This window comes from Affinundibacterium seohonense, from assembly GCF_014284305.1.
Taxonomy (GTDB): domain Bacteria; phylum Pseudomonadota; class Gammaproteobacteria; order Burkholderiales; family Burkholderiaceae_D; genus Undibacterium; species Undibacterium seohonense.
Map to the genome: position 1 here is coordinate 53,662 of NZ_JACOFW010000023.1, position 16,331 is coordinate 69,992.

The following is a 16,331-nucleotide window of genomic DNA, read 5'->3' on the forward strand; positions in this document are numbered from 1 at the left end:
ATCAATAGTCACAGTGTGAAATATTTAATCATATAAATTTACTCAAATGACAATACTAGATGAATTAGATAAGCGCATCTTGCAGGTATTGCAAGTCGACGCCTCACTTAGCAACCACGAACTGGCGCAGCGCGTCCACGCATCGCCACCCACATGCTTACGCCGCGTCAGTCGTCTGCGCAAAGAAGGTGTGATTAATAAGCAAGTCGCCATCTTATCGCCGGACAAAGTCGGTGCTGGTCTCACGGCGATTGTCGAAATCACGCTTGATCATCAAGCAACGGAATACCAAATCCATTTTGAAAATCTGGTCGCCAACGAGGCCGCAGTGCAGCAGTGCTATCGAGTTTCACCCGGGCCAGATTTTGTACTGGTGATCCAAGTGGCCGATATGACGGCCTATCATGCTTTAGCCCATCGCCTGTTTGCAACGCAGGCAAATGTGCGCAATGTACGCAGTTTTTTTTCCATTACGCGCAGTAAATTTGAAACGCAAATCGTGATTGCGTAGACAAAAACGCGATACAAGTGATCGCAATCAATGTAAATTATTTACAAGAGCATCCAAACACTTTAGCAATTGGTATGCATCAACTCGCTCAAAAATATTACGTCGAAAAAAAAATAAGCTTGGCCTATCAAGGTGCCGATAGCATCACATCGGCTTACCACATCATCGAGACGAATAACTTACACGTTAAAAAAAGATGACGCCCGCAATCCACGTGAAAAAATAGCTCGCCAATAACAATTGGATAGTAAAAGATCTAGAAAACATCGCAAACTGTCGATTTCGCTCATAAAAAAAGAGAATAAAAGATAATTTTTCGTATTAAAACAGAGACAAAATTCCAAATTTCATCGTCATTTTATGCAAATATTTCTTGACGATGACAAGATATACAATTTATGAATGATTGACATTACTAATCAAAATTATATTTATATTTATCGCCTTGCTATGATTCTGCCTGTCGCAACGATGCAAGAAAAAACGCAAAGAAACGACAAATTTAATCACCAATCTTAATCACTAAATAAGGAAATATTATGTTGAACGCATTCGTAGAAATCCAACTGGTAGTAACAATGATCGCTGTAGTTGCTGCATTCTCCACCTACTTGCTCGATAACACGACAAACTAATTTTGACGCTTGTAAAGCATCAAATATTAGACGTAATTAGTAAGTCATCGTCACAAGTCGTCGTAAGCCATTAAGGCAACGAAAAAGGCAACAAAAACATTTGTAACATGTGTCGGTAGTTTAGGCACTAAGTCGTATAGCAGTAGATGACATCATTAGCTGAGTTGAAACCCAGGTTGGATCGCTAATGAGTAGTAAGTCGGTAGTAAAAAAAGACGCCTTATTCATGCATGCTGATGAAAATCGCCCCCATTATTTCGGGGCACATGAAGGGCGTCTGTCTAGGGGGAAATTCTTCCCCCTGTTTTGTTTTTGGAGCAGACGTTTTCGTTTGACTGCCAAACATCCACTCCACTGTTTTCCCAATTTATTTCTTCAATTTTTGTGGCCGCTGCCAACCTTCGATCGTCATTTGCTTGGCACGCGAGACCGTTAATTTCCCTTCAGGCGCATCTTTTGACAATGTCGTTCCCGCACCTAGCGTTGCCCCTTTACCGACCCGCACTGGCGCGATCAACTGACTGTCACTGCCGATGAAGGCGTCGTCCTCAATGATGGTACGGAATTTATTCACCCCATCGTAGTTACAGGTAATCGTACCCGCACCAATATTGACACGACTACCCACCGTCGCGTCACCGATATACGCTAAATGATTCGCTTTGCTATGCGCTGCAATTTGGCTGTTTTTGACTTCGACAAAATTACCAATATGAACGTCTTCCGCCAATTCGGCGCCCGGACGCAAACGCGCGTAAGGACCGATCTGCCCTTTCGCGCCAACCACAGCATTTTCTATATGGCAAAAAGGCTTGATCTCAGCCTCCTGACCAATCTTGGCATTTTTAATGAAACAATGTGCTGCGATCTTGACGCCATCAGCGAGTTCAACATCACCCTCAAACACACAACCCACATCAATACTGACATCGCGCCCACATTGCAAACTACCACGCACATCCAGACGTGCGGGATCGAGCAATGTCACGCCCTGCTCCAGCAAGGTCATCGCGATATTTGTTTGATGCAGCCGCTCTAGCTCGGCCAACTGTACTTTGCTATTGACGCCCATGGTTTCCCAGATTGCGTCGGGTTGTGCGGAAGTGACTTCTACACCGTCCGCTACTGCACTGGCGACAATGTCGGTCAAATAGTATTCCGCTTGCGCGTTATGATTCGACAGTTTTCCTAACCATGTTTTTAAGGCGATTGTCGGTGCGATCATGATGCCGGTATTGATTTCTGTCACTGCGCGTTCTGCCTCATTCGCATCTTTTTGTTCTACGATCCGGCGGATTTTTCCGTCTTCACGAATGATGCGTCCTAAGCCTGTGGGGTTGTCCATGTGCGCCGTCAAAATAGCCAGTTTATTTTCTCCAGCAGCTTCCACCAGCCGCTGCAAACTACTGGCACGCGTCAACGGTACATCACCATATAAAATCAAAGTCGGTACGGCATCATCTAAATGCGGGATAGCTTGTGCTACCGCGTGCCCTGTACCGAGCTGCGGCTCTTGTTTGGCGAAACAAATGTCTGCCGCAGCAACTGCACTAGGAACCTGTTCCCCGCCATGTCCATAAATAACACAGATCTTCGCCGCATGATGGCTATGTAATTGACGAGCGGTACTGATCACATGCTGCAACATAGGCTTGCCTGCAATCGCATGCAAAACTTTCGGTAAATTTGATTGCATGCGTTTGCCCATGCCGGCAGCGAGAATGACGACGTTCATATGATTTTTTAAAATAAGAATGGGGAAACAACAAGTTTAGCATGCGCATACGTCTTGGAGCATGCGAACGACAGTGTCATAATCAAGCATTCATTTGATCAGAACGCCATAGCATGACACCAGAACTGCGCAAAGAAGCTTCCGAGCTTCAACTACACAAACGCGGCATACGCATTAATGTACAACTACACGTGATCGAAGCCGATGAAGAAATTCAAATCCGTGATGCTGAACAGCTAAAACATCGGCTACTCGCCCTTTGGGCTGTGAGCCAGGCAGCCATCAATGACAATCGCCAGGTCATGTATCTCTATCTCAAGACTCAAAACTTATTGCCAGTACTGTCAAAAAACGAGGCAAACTTCCTGCAACAAGATGTGGTGACGGAGGAACAAGTGCAAAGCTTCCAAGACCGACAACATGCATTTCACTTCCTTGCTTGGTGCGCGAGCCTGTTAGACAAGATCGATCTTGGCAATAAACCGATTGACCATGACAAAATCTTGCAGCACTTTCCCGCTCTGGATCAGCCAAATCAAAGTGACAGCAACATGGCAATTCACTTAGCTGCTCTAAAAGTGCGCCGCAAAGACGTCATTATGGACTGGTCAGATCTACTATATCGCTTACATTGGGCAGTAAGGCACGCGGCACTCAATCACAAACCTAGCCCCGGGAACATCGATGCAGTCATGGTGCGGGAATGGCACCAAGCCGTGAATTGGATGTGTCGCTATGATGACGAGAATAATTGGGACCAAGTTAGCACCGAAACCACGGCGTAATCAGGTATCGACGGGAACCTTGATTAAACATCATGGTCTGACAATCTGACTAAGAATCACGACGAGTAGCAAAAAAAATAGCAACAATCAACCGGCAATTATTCATACGAAAAGGAATAACATGAGACTACGCACCCGCACCAAACTACCGATGGCTGTGATCATCGCAGCACTCTTCGTCAGCGCTTCCGGCACAGCTATCAGCTACGCGACACCATCTACCCAAAAAGTCTCTGCCGAACAAGCTTTGATTGCCAAGGCAAAAGGTATTCATCAACGAGTGCTAACCCTCGACACGCACGATGATATCGACATTAATAATTTTGCTTACTCACGCAATTATTCACAGGATTTAGAAAATCAAGTCACGCTGCCCAAGATGATCGCGGGTGGTTTAGATGCCTCATTCTTTATTGTGTACACCGGACAATCGACCGAACCCGATGCGTTCGAAGCAGCGGGCTATAAACGCGCCTACGACAATGCCGTGAATATGTTCGAAGGCATCCATCGCATGACCACCGTGCTGGCACCGAATCAAATTGAATTTGCTCGCAGCGTTGCAGACGTCAATCGAATTTATGCCAAAGGCAAAAAAGTCGCACTCATTGGCGTTGAAAATGCCTATCCACTTGGCGACGACAAGGTGGCGATTAAGCGCGTCAAACAATTTTATGACCGTGGCGCTCGCTACATGTCTTTGGCACACCAAGGCCATAGCCAACTGTCTGACTCCAATACCGGCGAGCAAATCGGTTGGAAATGGAATGGCTTATCGCCACTTGGCAAGCAGGTCATTGCAGAAATGAACAAGTGGGGCATCATGGTCGATGTCTCACATCCATCCAAAGAATCGATGATGCAAACCTTGGCGATCACCAAAGCACCTATCATCGCCTCACACTCGTCCGTACGTGCCTTGTGCGATGTCAGTCGCAATATGGATGACGAACAATTATTGGCATTAAAAGCAAACAACGGCGTAATTCAAATCGTTGGCTTCAGTGCTTATTTAAAAACTGATTCCGCTGAAAGACGTGCAGCCTTAAAAACACTGCGCGACGAATACCAGCTCCCCAACAATGTCTCCACACAAGCAGTCAAGCGCGGCCCTGTCGGCGGCATCAGTGAAGAGCAAAGAGAGACACTCATTAAACGCTTGGCGGAAGTCGACGCTAAATTCCCGCCACCGAGCCGAGCTACCGTAAAGGACTTAGTCGACCATATTGATTATGCCGTCAAAAAAATCGGCATCGATCATGTTGGCATTTCTTCAGACTTTGATGGTGGTGGCGGTATCGATGGCTGGAATCATGCAGGCGAGACGTTTAACGTCACACTAGAGTTAGTCCGTCGCGGCTATACCGAAGCGCAGATTGCCAAACTATGGAGTGGCAACTTACTGCGCGTGATGGCAGATGTTGAGAAAGTAGCGAAAGAAATTCAGAAATAACATTAAGCTAGCGCAAAAAAGCAAACGCAGACCAGAACATCATTCTTGGTCTGCGTTTTACTTTGCATTCGAAACGCCAGCAGCTCTGGCGCAATGGCGATCGACAGCTTACTATTGCCTCACAAACGACTGCACACTCACAGCTGTTGTTTGAACAAATCTGCCAGCCTTCGGGCTATTGCGTGACTACCAGAGAAAGAGTCGTAAACTTCTTCCGCCCAACGCCACACCAGATCGATGTATTCCTCTTCATCGTGACTGGCATCAACATCAATCACAGTAATAGTCGGTCGATGATTCGGATCTTGTTGAATAATTTTTTCATCTGGATGCGAAATTTTATACGCGTCCAGCACTTCCTGAAGTAGGGGAGACAATTCAAAATCCCATTCAATTTCATCGACTAAGATTAAATGCAAACGTGCCAGATGAAAATGATTATTCCAGCGACCATGAATTAAAGTATGTTGCAAGGCATGCGCATCAACACAGAGAAAAAGCGTCATGTGTTCAATGCCTTTTTCCTGACTGATCTTGTGCGTAATTTTGCTCGCAGTAGCGACGCATTCGGTGATGCCATGAAAGGTATCGGATCCACAAAGTTGGCATTGGCCATCTTCGAGTATCTCTAAATCATTCTTTGCTGCCTGCTCTAACCATTTTGGCATAATCAACCTCCATTGCTATAACGCACATTGAGACTTCATATTCATCATAAAACAGGCAGCAAAATTAAACTAGCGTTGTCGTTCTTTTTCCCACAATACATCACTACCGCCCGCAAAACGATTGAGTACGCGCGACAAAACGAATAACAAATCTGACAATCTGTTCATATACTGGCGTGGTGCCTCATTGATTTGTTCTGCTTTGCCAACACTAACGATTGCTCGTTCGGCACGACGGCAAACGGTGCGACAGACATGCGCCATCGATGCTGCGCGTGAACCGCCTGGCAAGATGAAATCCTTTAACGGTGGCAAATCAGCATTGTATTTGGCAAGCAATGCATCGAGTCGCAACACCTGCGCCTCAGTGATCATGGTGTAACCAGGAATACACAACTCACCGCCCATATCAAACAGATCATGTTGAATTGAAAACAGCTCGTGCTTCAGTGCTTCCGGAATATCCTCGCAAATCAAGGCACCGATATGCGAATTGAGTTCATCGACATCCCCCATCGCGTGTACACGCAAGGCATCTTTATCAATTCGCGTTCCGTCACCTAAGCCGGTGGTGCCCTCATCACCCGTACGAGTGGCGATTTTTGAAAGTCTGTTACCCATAATAATGTCTCAGAAATTTAATCAAGCCGAAAGGATACGCGAATTTATTGCGGATGCGCGTATGCCCATTTCGAATGCAGGGATTTACCTCAGCCGAATTACCTCAGCCGAATTACCTCAGCTGAACTAGGTCGGCAAAATCAGACTAACGATCAAACCACCGCCTTCACGATTATTCAGACTGATGCGACCGCCATGGGCTTCGATAATTTCGCGTGTTAGTGCGAGTCCCAATCCAGTGCCATGTCGCTTCGTTGAATAAAATGGAACCAAGGCGTTTGACATGACCGCATCGCTCATGCCGGTACCACGATCAGCAACTTCGATACGCACGCCTTCAACGATAGGCTTTACTTCGAGCGAAACGCCATCTATTGAAGAACCAGACTCCAGCGCATTTTTTAATAAATTCAGCAATGCCTGCTCCATTTGTGCCAGATCGAATTGAGCAATATCTTCAGGCAAATGACCATGCACTTGAAAGTGAATTTGTGATTGCAAGCGTTCGATAAAGTGTTGCCAGCTAGTCGATTCTAAACGGGGCGTCGGGAGTTTGGCGAATCTCGCATAGCCGTGAATAAAGCTCTCCAGATGCTGGGCGCGCTCTTCAATCGTTTTCATGATTTCTGGTAATCGCTCATATTGACCACGACTGATCAATGCACCTGCGGAATTTGCTAAGGACGCGACAGGCGCCAAAGAATTATTTAATTCGTGACTAATTACGCGTATCACTTTTTTCCAGGTTTGTACTTCCTGCCGACGCAATTCCACCGTTAAATGACGGATCAAAAATAACTCGTGTTCAGCGCCATTCAAAATAAAATGCCGACGCGACAGATGATAAATTTCATCTTCATCACTCTCCTCGGCAGAAGCAACGGCATCTTTCCTTACCGTATCTGCACTCACGGTAAACAAGCCATCACCGCCTTGTGCCATCGCTTCACGCAAGGATTGTGAAACTTGTTGCAATACCTCTTCTAAGCTATGACCTTCTAATTTACGACCATGATTGAGTAACTGCCTCGCCGTGATATTCCCAAATACAATGTGGCCGCGCATACCAACTAACAACATCGCAACCGGTGTATTTTGCAGCATACTATCGAGCAGTAATTCACGCTGCACCAAATCCAAACGCTGCTCGCGCAAAACCTGCCCCAACTCGTTATGAGCATCGACCAAATCAGCTAATTCGTCATTGCGTCGCCAATGTAAACCGAATGAAAAATCTCGATCCTGATAGCTCAACACAGTGCCACTCATTGCACGAAATAATTCTAAAATAGGTCGCAACTGTGCTCTAACCAGAGCAATTGAGATCGGTATAAATACCAACAAACAAGTCGCGGCAATCAACAAATTATCGTGTGGGAAAAAGTGAGCCGCAGTCATCACACAAGCTAAAGCCGCACTTAATATACCAATCAGCAATAAGGAAAAACGTGCTGCCAAAGACATCCGGCGAGCACGTTTGCGCTTAGGGTTTTGCCCAGCTTGGTTTGCCTTATGCACGATAGTCAATCATCTTCAAAATCAATCGGCATCCTCAATCAGATTCAGATTGATCATCGTCGTAGTTGGCGTTGCGCATGGTTCTTCATCGAATGCGATATCACCGTTTGGCATCGTCTCACCAGTCAAAGCCAAGTCGCGGAAATTGAACAAGTCTTTGTCCATCAAATGTGATGGGACTACCGTTGATAAGGCGGAGAAAATATTATCGACGCGACCTGGATGCTGCTTATCCCAATCGCGCATCAATTGCTTGATGTGCTTACGCTGCAAATTCTCTTGAGACCCGCAAAGATTGCAAGGGATGATAGGAAACTGTTTGACTGCCGCATAACGTTCGGTATCTATCTCCTTCACATAGGCCAAAGGGCGAATCACAATATGACGACCATCATCTGATTGCAATTTGGCAGGCATGCCTTTTAGCTTACCGCCAAAGAACATATTCAGAAAGAAGGTTTCCATGATGTCGTCACGATGGTGGCCTAAGGCGATTTTAGTCGCACCTAACTCATCGGCAACACGATACAAAATACCGCGACGCAGACGTGAACATAATGAACAAGTCGTTTTACCTTCAGGCACCAGACGTTTGACGATGCTGTAAGTATCTTGATTTTCAATGTGATAGGGAATGCCTAATTTATCTAAATAAGCTGGCAAAATATCTTCAGGAAAACCGGGCTGTTTTTGATCGAGATTAACTGCCACGATGTCAAAGTTAATCGGTGCACGTTCCCGTAACGTCATCAGAATATCGAGCAGAGCGTAGCTGTCCTTCCCTCCCGATAAACACACCATGACTTTATCGCCGTCTTCAATCATATTAAAGTCGCCAATCGCTTGGCCGACTAGACGACACAAACGCTTATGCAATTTATTATTTTCGTAAGCGATCTTTTCAGGCGATCTGGTCGAAGCTGTTTGCGCATTCGTAGTAGGCATTGGCATAGAGATGACTTGCATATGTCGACTCACGCTTCCGATTTAATTTGAAACACTTCGACCCCAACACCTTCACAGTCTGGATAGACATCTGGCTTCATGGTTGAGACTCGCACGGCGCGTACCCGTGGATGCGCCAACATAATTTTGGCAACGTCATCGCACAAGGTTTCTTGCAAATGTACATGACCTTGCGCAACTCGGGCAGCAATTGTGCCGCGCATAAAATCGTAATCCACGACCTCATCAAGCTGATCGTCTTTTGGTGTCGATAAGGACAATGGAATGTAAAGATCGACATTGATCATCACACGTTGTTCACCCTTTTTTTCAAACTCATGTACGCCGATGTTGATTGAGATTTCGTAGTTGCGTAAGAACAAACGACGACAATCGGTGAGTTGCGGGTGGTGAAGAATGGATAACATAGATGCTCGCTTAAAAAACTAATCAATAGAAATAAATAAAATGCCGCGTCTAACGCAACATCAAGAATTTGCTTTGGCTGTCGCCAAAAACATCACGTCGCGCTGAGTCGGGACTAGATGCTGTCCGCCATCCACTAAGATGGTCGTGCCAGTAATTGCCTTGGCGGTCGCTACATAACATACCGCTTCGGCGATGTCTTCTGGTGTGCTAGAACGTCCTAGTGGCGTCACTTTATGCGCCGCTTGAAAATCATTGGCACTCTGGTCTCCTGACATCATCGACAAACCAGGGGCGATCCCCACGACCCTGACCTTAGGCGCCAAGGCTTGCGCTAACATCGTCGTGGCCGTCTCTAAAGCTGCTTTCGATAAGGTGTAGGAGATGTAATCAGGATTTAAATTAAATAATTTTTGATCCAAAATATTAATCACCGATGCGATACCGGCGGGCGCATCGTCAGGTACCGCAGCATATAGAGCTTGCGCCAACATTAACGGCGCCATGACATTGGCATGCATGTGCTTGTCTAGGCAGGCCTGTGAAAAATTATCGATACTATCTTCTTCAAAAAGTGAAGCATTATTCACCACACAGTCGAGCCTGCCAAATACCGCTAGTGCTTTTGGTATTATTGCTTTAACTTGTTCTGGATCACCCAAATTCGCCTGCACGGCGAATGCACGCCTTCCCAATTGTTCAATCTCTGCCACGACGTCCACGGCTTCCTGTGCAGACTTTCCATAATGCACAACAATATCCCAACCGCGCTGCGCCAGAGTCAAGGCAATTTGACGTCCAATACGTTTTGCGGCACCGGTGACCAATGCTACCGGGGTCGATGAAATGTGTTCCAGACTCATAGTCTTCGTTCTTTCTAGATAACTCAATGCGATTACATAATGCCTTTAACAGCACGGATAACACTAATAATTCGAAATTCCTACGAGCTCAAGCACCATATCAGGATTTCTCAACTTGTTTGATACCGCAATAAGCGAAAATGTTTTCACTTATTAGTGGGATTCGCACTGCTTTTTAATACAATGCTGGTATGCAAAAACTTAATCCTACACCCCATCACCAATTGACATTGCCTGTACCATCTCAAGATGCACTGCAGGTGTCGCAACAACTCCAAACTTTGATACACACTGAGATTGCCGCCAATGCTGGTGTCATTCCGTTTTCACGCTATATGGAAATGGCCCTTTACACACCGGGTCTGGGTTACTACAGCGGCGGCTCCGCTAAGCTAGGTGCTGACGGCGATTTCACTACGGCGCCCGAGATGAGTTCCCTCTTTGGTGCGACATTGGCTCAGGTGGCTCAACAGCTATTCGAACAAACAACAACAGAAATCATGGAGTTCGGCGCTGGCTCGGGTAAGTTGGCTTTTGATATTTTGTCAGAGTGCCAGTTTTCGAATATTCCAATCACGCGCTATTTTATCGTGGAATTGTCCGGCGAACTGAGAGCGCGACAAGAACAACGATTAAAAGATTTTCCACAAGTGGTGTGGTTATCGGAAATGCCAGATGCATTTTCTGGGGTTGTCCTCGGAAATGAAGTCCTCGATGCCATGCCAATTGAGCTTGCAGTAAAGTCTGAAGAAGGCTGGACTCGCTTAGGCGTCGCGACCAAGCAGTCAGAAGCACAAGATTTTCAGCTAGTCAAAATGGACGCAACGGCAGACAATGCGATCAACTTAGCTGCCCAAATCCCAGACGCATCAGAACTAGCAATCGGCTACATCAGTGAAGTCCATCCAGTAGCAATCGGTTTTATGCATAGTATTGCCGCGATGTTATTGGCAGGAAAAGCTGATTCTGGTCATGCAGGTGTTGCAATCTGGCTCGATTATGGCTTCCCAGCGCATGAGTATTATTTACCGCAACGCGACAAAGGTACATTGATGTGCCACTATCGGCATCATGCGCATCCAGACCCATTTTATCTGCCAGGTTTGCAAGATATCACTGCCCATGTCGATTTCACAGCAATGGCAATCGCTGGCGTCGAGGCTGGCTTGCACTTACTAAGCTACACCAGTCAAGCAGGATTTTTATTAGGTGCAGGAATCACTGATGTCCTTTCCAGAATTGCGGTAGAGGATAGTCGGGACTATTTACCCGCCAGCAATGCTGTGCAAAAAATGGTTTCACCGGCAGAGATGGGAGAATTATTTAAAGTATTAATACTGGGAGCCGCCCCTGAGCTAACAGGAAAACTTACCGAACAACTCCTGCACCATGATCGCAGCTATCGGCTGTAGGTCAGTCAAAACAGGCCAAGCATATTGAAAACTTACAAGGAAGACAGATGATACGTTGGGTAGTGGTCATATTTATCGGATTAGTGGTATTTGCTAATCTATTGCCTTGGTTACAAAAATTAGGAATAGGTAAATTGCCTGGAGATTTACGTTTTAAACTATTTGGCAAAATCTTCACTATTCCATTTGCCTCAACCGTTTTACTTTCGCTCGCGATACTGTTAGTCGCAAAATTTCTCAAATGAAACATAGCGTGGCATTCCAGCGACGTTGCGTCTAGAGTCTTGAAGAAAATTGCTATGCAGCTACATTGTGAAGAGGTAATCGGTTAAAGTTTTAGCATAGGTTGGTCGTCAACAATTAGGTGGTAGTCACATTTATTTCTTTTCCTTAGATTTGCCAATAAATAAAAGATCAATGCAAACGACCCAAGTTCAGAAAAGGCTTTCATGAGCAATTTAGGTGAAATACGTGCACTGTTGGTGGAGCCGCATTCAGGCATGCGAGTCAGTCTGCATAATATGCTGAACTTGTGCGGCATCACCAAAATTGAGCATGCACTTACAGCAGGCACGGCTGTACGCACGATTCAAAATAAAATTTTTGACTTGGTACTTTGCGAATACGATTTGGGCGTTGGCCAAGATGGGCAGCAATTACTGGAAGATGTACGTCATCACAAATTAACCCCGCTTTCCACAATTTTTATCATGGTGACGGCAGAGCGCGCCTATGCAAAAGTTGTCAGTGCCGCAGAGTTGGCGCCATCGGATTATTTACTCAAACCGTTTACCGCCGATATGCTGCTTGAACGAGTCTTAAAGGCGATTGAAAAACGTAAAGCTTTTATCGAAGTCTATAACTTGATGGAGCAAGGCTTTGTACGCGAGTCTATCGATGCCTGTCTGGAAGGCGAAAAAAATTACCCTAAATATGCGGTTGACTTCATGCGCCTGCGCGCCGAATTGCATGTCACCCTAGGTGAAGCCAGCGAAGCAGAACAACTTTATGTCCAGTTGTTTGAAATGAAGGCCGTTGCTTGGGCACGTTTAGGTTTAGCGAAAACACTTTTCATGCAAGGTCGTTATCAAGAGGCAGAAAGTATTCTCACCAACTTAGTTGCCGAAAATAATAAATACATGGATGCCTATGACTGGCTATCCAAAACTCACGAAGCGATCGGGGAATTACCGCAAGCAAAGTCGGTGCTGGACACAGCAGTGACGATCTCACCTCATGCCGTCAGACGCCTACGAAAATTGGGTTCTCTAGCATTAGAAACGGGCGATATTGAGACAGCAGAAAGCGTACTCAAAAAAGTTGTCAGCAAAGCCAAATACTCAGAATTTCGCGATCCTGAGGATCATGTTAACTTGGTCAATGCCCTGGTTAAAAAAGGGGATCACAATCAAGCCAAATCAGTCATTCGTGATTTGGAAAAAAGCATGACAGGCGTGAAGAAAACAGAGGCCTGCCGTGCCATTTCAGCGGCAATGATCCATGCCTCCACTGGCGATACAGCAAAACTAACGGAAGAACTCGAAGCTGCTGTGTTAGCCAACCGGGAAGATATAGGACTGTCCAATAATCTCAAACTCGGCTTGGCGAAAAGCTGCCTAGAAAACAACAAAGAAGATGCCGCCTCCGAAGTCATCATGGAAGTCATGCGTAACGCGCCAAATCAAAATATGGTGAGCAAAGCGATGGGCATTTTCGAAGTTGCGGGCAAAGGACATCTAGGTAAAGAACTTGCCCAACGCAGTCAAAAAGAAGTTAAAGATCTGGTCGCATTGGGTGTACAAAAAGCCAAAGAAGGCGACTTCCGTGGCTCCGTCGACTTGATGTCTAGTGCAGCGAAAAAATCTCCGGATAATCCACAAGTTGTGCTGAATGCAGCATTGGCAGCGCTCAAATGTATAGAGAACTTGGGATGGGATCCGGCTACCGGCAGTCTCGCTAAACAGTTGATTGAATCTGCCGCCCGTCTAGATCCGATGAACAATCGACTGAAAGCCATTCGAGGCCTACATGAGGACTTACAAAAGCGATTCGGCATTGATGCTGTGCGCGCAAAAATGAGTTGACTTCCCAGTGATCTCGACAACCTATTCCGCAGCCACACCGCGCGAACAACTCTTAGAAAAAGTGCGCAGGGATAAATCACTCCCGACACTGGGTGTGGCGATTAGCAAGGTGGTGCAAATCACCTCATCAGGTGAGGATTCGGTTTCCGAGTTAGCCCATTTCATCCTGTCAGATGTCGCACTTACCCAAAAAATCTTACGCCTATCCAACACCATAGCCTACCGAACATTGGGTGGCGTTTCGGTCACCACTATTTCACGGGCGATCTTTTTATTGGGCTTTGACACGATAAAAGCCAGCGCGATGGCCAGCTTATTGGTGGATGGCTTTAATGATAAACGACAAGCCCATTCGGTACGGAAAGAACTAGTACAAGCACTTTGTGCAAGCGTGACCGCTCGTGAAATCGCCAAACGCAGTCATCATCCCAAGGGTGAAGAAGCGGTGGTAGCCGCCTTATTTAAAAACATAGGCCGAATTTTGGTCGCATCATTTGATCATATTCTGTACGAGAAAATTCAAAGCAACACCCTACTCGACCCACAACATGCCAGTGAAATATGCAGTGGCCTGCTTGGAACGAGTTTCGAACGTTTTGGCGAAAGCGTATTACAAGACTAGAAGATTCCGGATAGTATCATTCATGCTTTGCAGCCAATTCATGGCGATCAGAAAAAAACGTCGCTAGGGACTGAGTGGATGAAACAAGTGGCTAGTTTTAGCGAATCTTTAGCCTTGGTATTGGTGCAAGGTGAGGGTAATAAATCGTCCTTAACAGAACGATGCCTGCCTTTAATCCAACGCTTTGGCAATGCCTTGGAACTTAACGCAGAACAATTCGAAGAGATTCTCAAAAGTGTCGACAAAGAAGCTCGACAACTAGCAATTACCTTGGAAGTTCCGCTCGCAAACCTGACTGAATTACCACCTGCTAATGCATTAAACGATAACGACTTGTGCAATGAGTTTATGTTGCCAGCATTTGACACACAACAATTGCAATCAATGAGCCGCCATCCCAGCGGCAAGCCGAGTAATGCCCGTGACTTATTGCTGGCAGGCGTTCAAGATGCTACCCAGATGCTGGCATCAAAACAATTGAAACTCAATGACTTAGTACTGTTGGTGTTAGAAACACTTTATGGTGCGATGGGTTTTCGTTTTGCCACCGCTTGCCTGCGCGACTTACAACTAGCGAAATACTCAGCGCGTATTTCGGTAGGTGAAAAATATATGGAGCGGCAAAAGGATTTTCATTTTCCAGCGTCAGGAGAAAACTCGATTTTTCACCTTGCCATGAATAACAACGTCGATCTAATGATCTCAGACGCATTAAATCCTAAAATTCAAGCAATCCTACCTGCCTGGCACAAGCGCTTACTGCCTGACACCCGCAGCTTTATTGTCTTGCCCTTAGTCATAGAGAATAAAGCCTTGGGTCTATTTTATGCCGACCGCGCTTTAACAGCAGAAGAAGGTGTTCCTGCAGATGAAACTGCACTAATCAAGACGCTCAAAGGGCAACTGATGAGCGCGATGATAAAGCATTAAACCTACATTACTGTAAAGGGATTCCCTGCTTCTTCGCCAATGCGTCAATATCCTGCCAAATCGTCATTTGGTTCAATAAACGGGTAGCAGGATCGAGCATGCTATTAAAATTAAAGAAGCGTTCCAACGAGTTAGTTTCAAATGCTAAGCCTTGAGAGAAATTGATATTCCCATACTGCCTTCTGAAGGCCATCAGCAAATCTGCTGGCGAATCTTTGTGCCATGCTTGCATCAAACCACCGACCATCAAGGCGCAATCAATCGTTTGCTCTAGCATTCTAGGTGTTTTATTACTACTGAGATCTCGATAATCTAGAAGGCGTGGGAAATAAAATTTCTTAATCCATGCAGCCGGAATTCCACCAGCACGTTTCAGCATCACACTACGCCAATGTTTCCATGATTTTTCGCTTTGTTCAAGGTTCTCAAAATGCCCGTCCGCAAGGACTTCACAGTCTTCGTCCAATACGATTTCCAATACAATTGGTAACCCTATCTTCATCGACACCGCTTCCAAACCATCCATCAGAGGCTTTTGATCACGGACATTTTGTAAGCGCTCCACAAATTGGCTCAATAATTCCTCATGGGCTGCAAAAACCTCTGCTGTGGATTGACAAAATTCAGCCGCTGCAGCGAAATATGCCATCAACTCTCCCACATAAATTCCCTCTGACTTAGAGAACGCAGGCAATTCGACTTGAGACTGCAATCCCACTCTAGGTAGATTTTCTGGTATTCCGTTATTCAAGAAGGAATAAAGCGACGTCGAAATCGCACCAACTTTAACGACCGTGCCTTTTGGTAAAACATATGCGCTCATAGCGGGCTTTCAGAGTGTGTTGCCAATCATGCTCAACTATATCGACAATCAGATTAATGACCGTAAAATCGGAGAATTTCAACTCCAAAAAAGTTTACTCTTTACTAGCTCAACAAGCAGTGATTTTGTAAAAATAACCCATCTTTAATAAGGTTTTACGGACAAGTCAGGACACAGGAACAAAGGGGATGTTGAATAGCAAAAGCCCCGTATTCTGCGAAGAATACGGGGCTATGCGGAATAAAAGCCTGACGATGACCTACTTTCACACTGGTTGCAGCACTATCATCGGCGCAAAGT

At 45.7% G+C, this 16,331-nt stretch carries 16 protein-coding genes; 8 read left to right on the plus strand and 8 right to left on the minus strand.

Features of this window, described 5'->3' with window-relative positions; all coding sequences use genetic code 11:
* Positions 1-46 precede the first annotated feature (46 nt).
* The gene (locus H8K52_RS16830) at positions 47-511 is read left to right on the plus strand and encodes an Lrp/AsnC family transcriptional regulator (RefSeq protein ID WP_186924066.1); all 465 of its coding nucleotides are present in this window, start codon (positions 47-49) and stop codon (positions 509-511) included.
* A 1,002-nt stretch (positions 512-1,513) separates the two neighbouring features.
* On the opposite strand, the gene glmU is transcribed toward H8K52_RS16830, so the two are convergent.
* Positions 1,514-2,881: a bifunctional UDP-N-acetylglucosamine diphosphorylase/glucosamine-1-phosphate N-acetyltransferase GlmU gene (glmU, locus tag H8K52_RS16835; RefSeq protein ID WP_186924067.1), complete on the minus strand. Its 1,368-nt coding sequence runs from the start codon at positions 2,879-2,881 to the stop codon at positions 1,514-1,516.
* Between the two features lie 113 nt (positions 2,882-2,994).
* Between glmU and H8K52_RS16840 the strand changes: the two genes are divergently transcribed.
* Complete coding sequence (locus H8K52_RS16840) at positions 2,995-3,666, plus strand: DUF4272 domain-containing protein (RefSeq protein WP_186924068.1); 672 nt, start codon at positions 2,995-2,997, stop codon at positions 3,664-3,666.
* Positions 3,667-3,787: 121 nt separating this feature from the next.
* Positions 3,788-5,119 carry a dipeptidase gene (locus H8K52_RS16845; RefSeq protein WP_222613815.1) on the plus strand — a complete coding sequence of 444 codons (1,332 nt, stop codon included), beginning with the start codon at positions 3,788-3,790 and terminating at the stop codon, positions 5,117-5,119.
* A gap of 137 nt (positions 5,120-5,256) precedes the next feature.
* Here H8K52_RS16845 and H8K52_RS16850 read toward each other — a convergent pair whose 3' ends face one another.
* From H8K52_RS16850 to H8K52_RS16875, 6 genes are all read right to left on the minus strand, one after another.
* Entirely contained in the window at positions 5,257-5,787 is a 531-nt protein-coding gene (locus H8K52_RS16850; RefSeq protein WP_186924069.1) for a DUF5946 family protein, read from the minus strand.
* Between the two features lie 69 nt (positions 5,788-5,856).
* Positions 5,857-6,408: a cob(I)yrinic acid a,c-diamide adenosyltransferase gene (locus tag H8K52_RS16855; RefSeq protein ID WP_186924070.1), complete on the minus strand. Its 552-nt coding sequence runs from the start codon at positions 6,406-6,408 to the stop codon at positions 5,857-5,859.
* Between the two features lie 126 nt (positions 6,409-6,534).
* On the minus strand, positions 6,535-7,926 hold the full coding sequence (locus H8K52_RS16860; protein ID WP_343044233.1) for a sensor histidine kinase: 1,392 nt from the start codon (positions 7,924-7,926) through the stop codon (positions 6,535-6,537).
* 21 nt (positions 7,927-7,947) lie between these two features.
* On the minus strand, positions 7,948-8,877 hold the full coding sequence (gene ttcA, locus H8K52_RS16865; RefSeq protein ID WP_425507555.1) for a tRNA 2-thiocytidine(32) synthetase TtcA: 930 nt from the start codon (positions 8,875-8,877) through the stop codon (positions 7,948-7,950).
* Between the two features lie 23 nt (positions 8,878-8,900).
* A complete protein-coding gene (locus H8K52_RS16870; RefSeq protein WP_186924072.1) occupies positions 8,901-9,299 on the minus strand; it encodes a dihydroneopterin aldolase in 399 nt (132 codons plus the stop codon).
* Positions 9,300-9,359: 60 nt separating this feature from the next.
* Positions 9,360-10,160 carry an SDR family oxidoreductase gene (locus H8K52_RS16875; protein ID WP_186924073.1) on the minus strand — a complete coding sequence of 267 codons (801 nt, stop codon included), beginning with the start codon at positions 10,158-10,160 and terminating at the stop codon, positions 9,360-9,362.
* A gap of 191 nt (positions 10,161-10,351) precedes the next feature.
* Here H8K52_RS16875 and H8K52_RS16880 point away from each other — a divergent pair, with 191 nt between their 5' ends.
* The 5 genes from H8K52_RS16880 (at position 10,352) to H8K52_RS21370 (ending at position 15,208) form a co-directional block, all read left to right on the plus strand.
* Positions 10,352-11,572: a class I SAM-dependent methyltransferase gene (locus H8K52_RS16880; RefSeq protein WP_246464634.1), complete on the plus strand. Its 1,221-nt coding sequence runs from the start codon at positions 10,352-10,354 to the stop codon at positions 11,570-11,572.
* A 47-nt stretch (positions 11,573-11,619) separates the two neighbouring features.
* Positions 11,620-11,817 (plus strand): DUF2905 domain-containing protein, encoded by a 198-nt coding sequence (locus H8K52_RS16885; protein ID WP_186924074.1) that lies wholly within the window; start codon positions 11,620-11,622, stop codon positions 11,815-11,817.
* Between the two features lie 204 nt (positions 11,818-12,021).
* On the plus strand, positions 12,022-13,656 hold the full coding sequence (locus H8K52_RS16890; RefSeq protein ID WP_186924075.1) for a tetratricopeptide repeat-containing response regulator: 1,635 nt from the start codon (positions 12,022-12,024) through the stop codon (positions 13,654-13,656).
* Positions 13,657-13,663: 7 nt separating this feature from the next.
* Positions 13,664-14,278, plus strand: a complete 615-nt coding sequence (locus H8K52_RS21365) for an HDOD domain-containing protein (protein ID WP_343044234.1) — start codon at positions 13,664-13,666, stop codon at positions 14,276-14,278.
* Positions 14,279-14,356: 78 nt separating this feature from the next.
* Entirely contained in the window at positions 14,357-15,208 is an 852-nt protein-coding gene (locus H8K52_RS21370) for a hypothetical protein (protein ID WP_246464635.1), read from the plus strand.
* A 7-nt stretch (positions 15,209-15,215) separates the two neighbouring features.
* Here H8K52_RS21370 and H8K52_RS16900 read toward each other — a convergent pair whose 3' ends face one another.
* Positions 15,216-16,031: a hypothetical protein gene (locus H8K52_RS16900; RefSeq protein WP_186924076.1), complete on the minus strand. Its 816-nt coding sequence runs from the start codon at positions 16,029-16,031 to the stop codon at positions 15,216-15,218.
* Positions 16,032-16,331: the final 300 nt, after the last annotated feature.

Coding starts and splice junctions, on each gene's coding strand:
- H8K52_RS16830 (WP_186924066.1), top strand. CDS start 47: ATGACAATACTAGATGAATTAGATAAGCGCATCTTGCAGGTATTGCAA.
- glmU (WP_186924067.1), bottom strand. CDS start 2,881: ATGAACGTCGTCATTCTCGCTGCCGGCATGGGCAAACGCATGCAATCA.
- H8K52_RS16840 (WP_186924068.1), top strand. CDS start 2,995: ATGACACCAGAACTGCGCAAAGAAGCTTCCGAGCTTCAACTACACAAA.
- H8K52_RS16845 (WP_222613815.1), top strand. CDS start 3,788: ATGAGACTACGCACCCGCACCAAACTACCGATGGCTGTGATCATCGCA.
- H8K52_RS16850 (WP_186924069.1), bottom strand. CDS start 5,787: ATGCCAAAATGGTTAGAGCAGGCAGCAAAGAATGATTTAGAGATACTC.
- H8K52_RS16855 (WP_186924070.1), bottom strand. CDS start 6,408: ATGGGTAACAGACTTTCAAAAATCGCCACTCGTACGGGTGATGAGGGC.
- ttcA (WP_425507555.1), bottom strand. CDS start 8,877: ATGCCAATGCCTACTACGAATGCGCAAACAGCTTCGACCAGATCGCCT.
- H8K52_RS16870 (WP_186924072.1), bottom strand. CDS start 9,299: ATGTTATCCATTCTTCACCACCCGCAACTCACCGATTGTCGTCGTTTG.
- H8K52_RS16875 (WP_186924073.1), bottom strand. CDS start 10,160: ATGAGTCTGGAACACATTTCATCGACCCCGGTAGCATTGGTCACCGGT.
- H8K52_RS16880 (WP_246464634.1), top strand. CDS start 10,352: ATGCAAAAACTTAATCCTACACCCCATCACCAATTGACATTGCCTGTA.
- H8K52_RS16885 (WP_186924074.1), top strand. CDS start 11,620: ATGATACGTTGGGTAGTGGTCATATTTATCGGATTAGTGGTATTTGCT.
- H8K52_RS16890 (WP_186924075.1), top strand. CDS start 12,022: ATGAGCAATTTAGGTGAAATACGTGCACTGTTGGTGGAGCCGCATTCA.
- H8K52_RS21370 (WP_246464635.1), top strand. CDS start 14,357: ATGAAACAAGTGGCTAGTTTTAGCGAATCTTTAGCCTTGGTATTGGTG.
- H8K52_RS16900 (WP_186924076.1), bottom strand. CDS start 16,031: ATGAGCGCATATGTTTTACCAAAAGGCACGGTCGTTAAAGTTGGTGCG.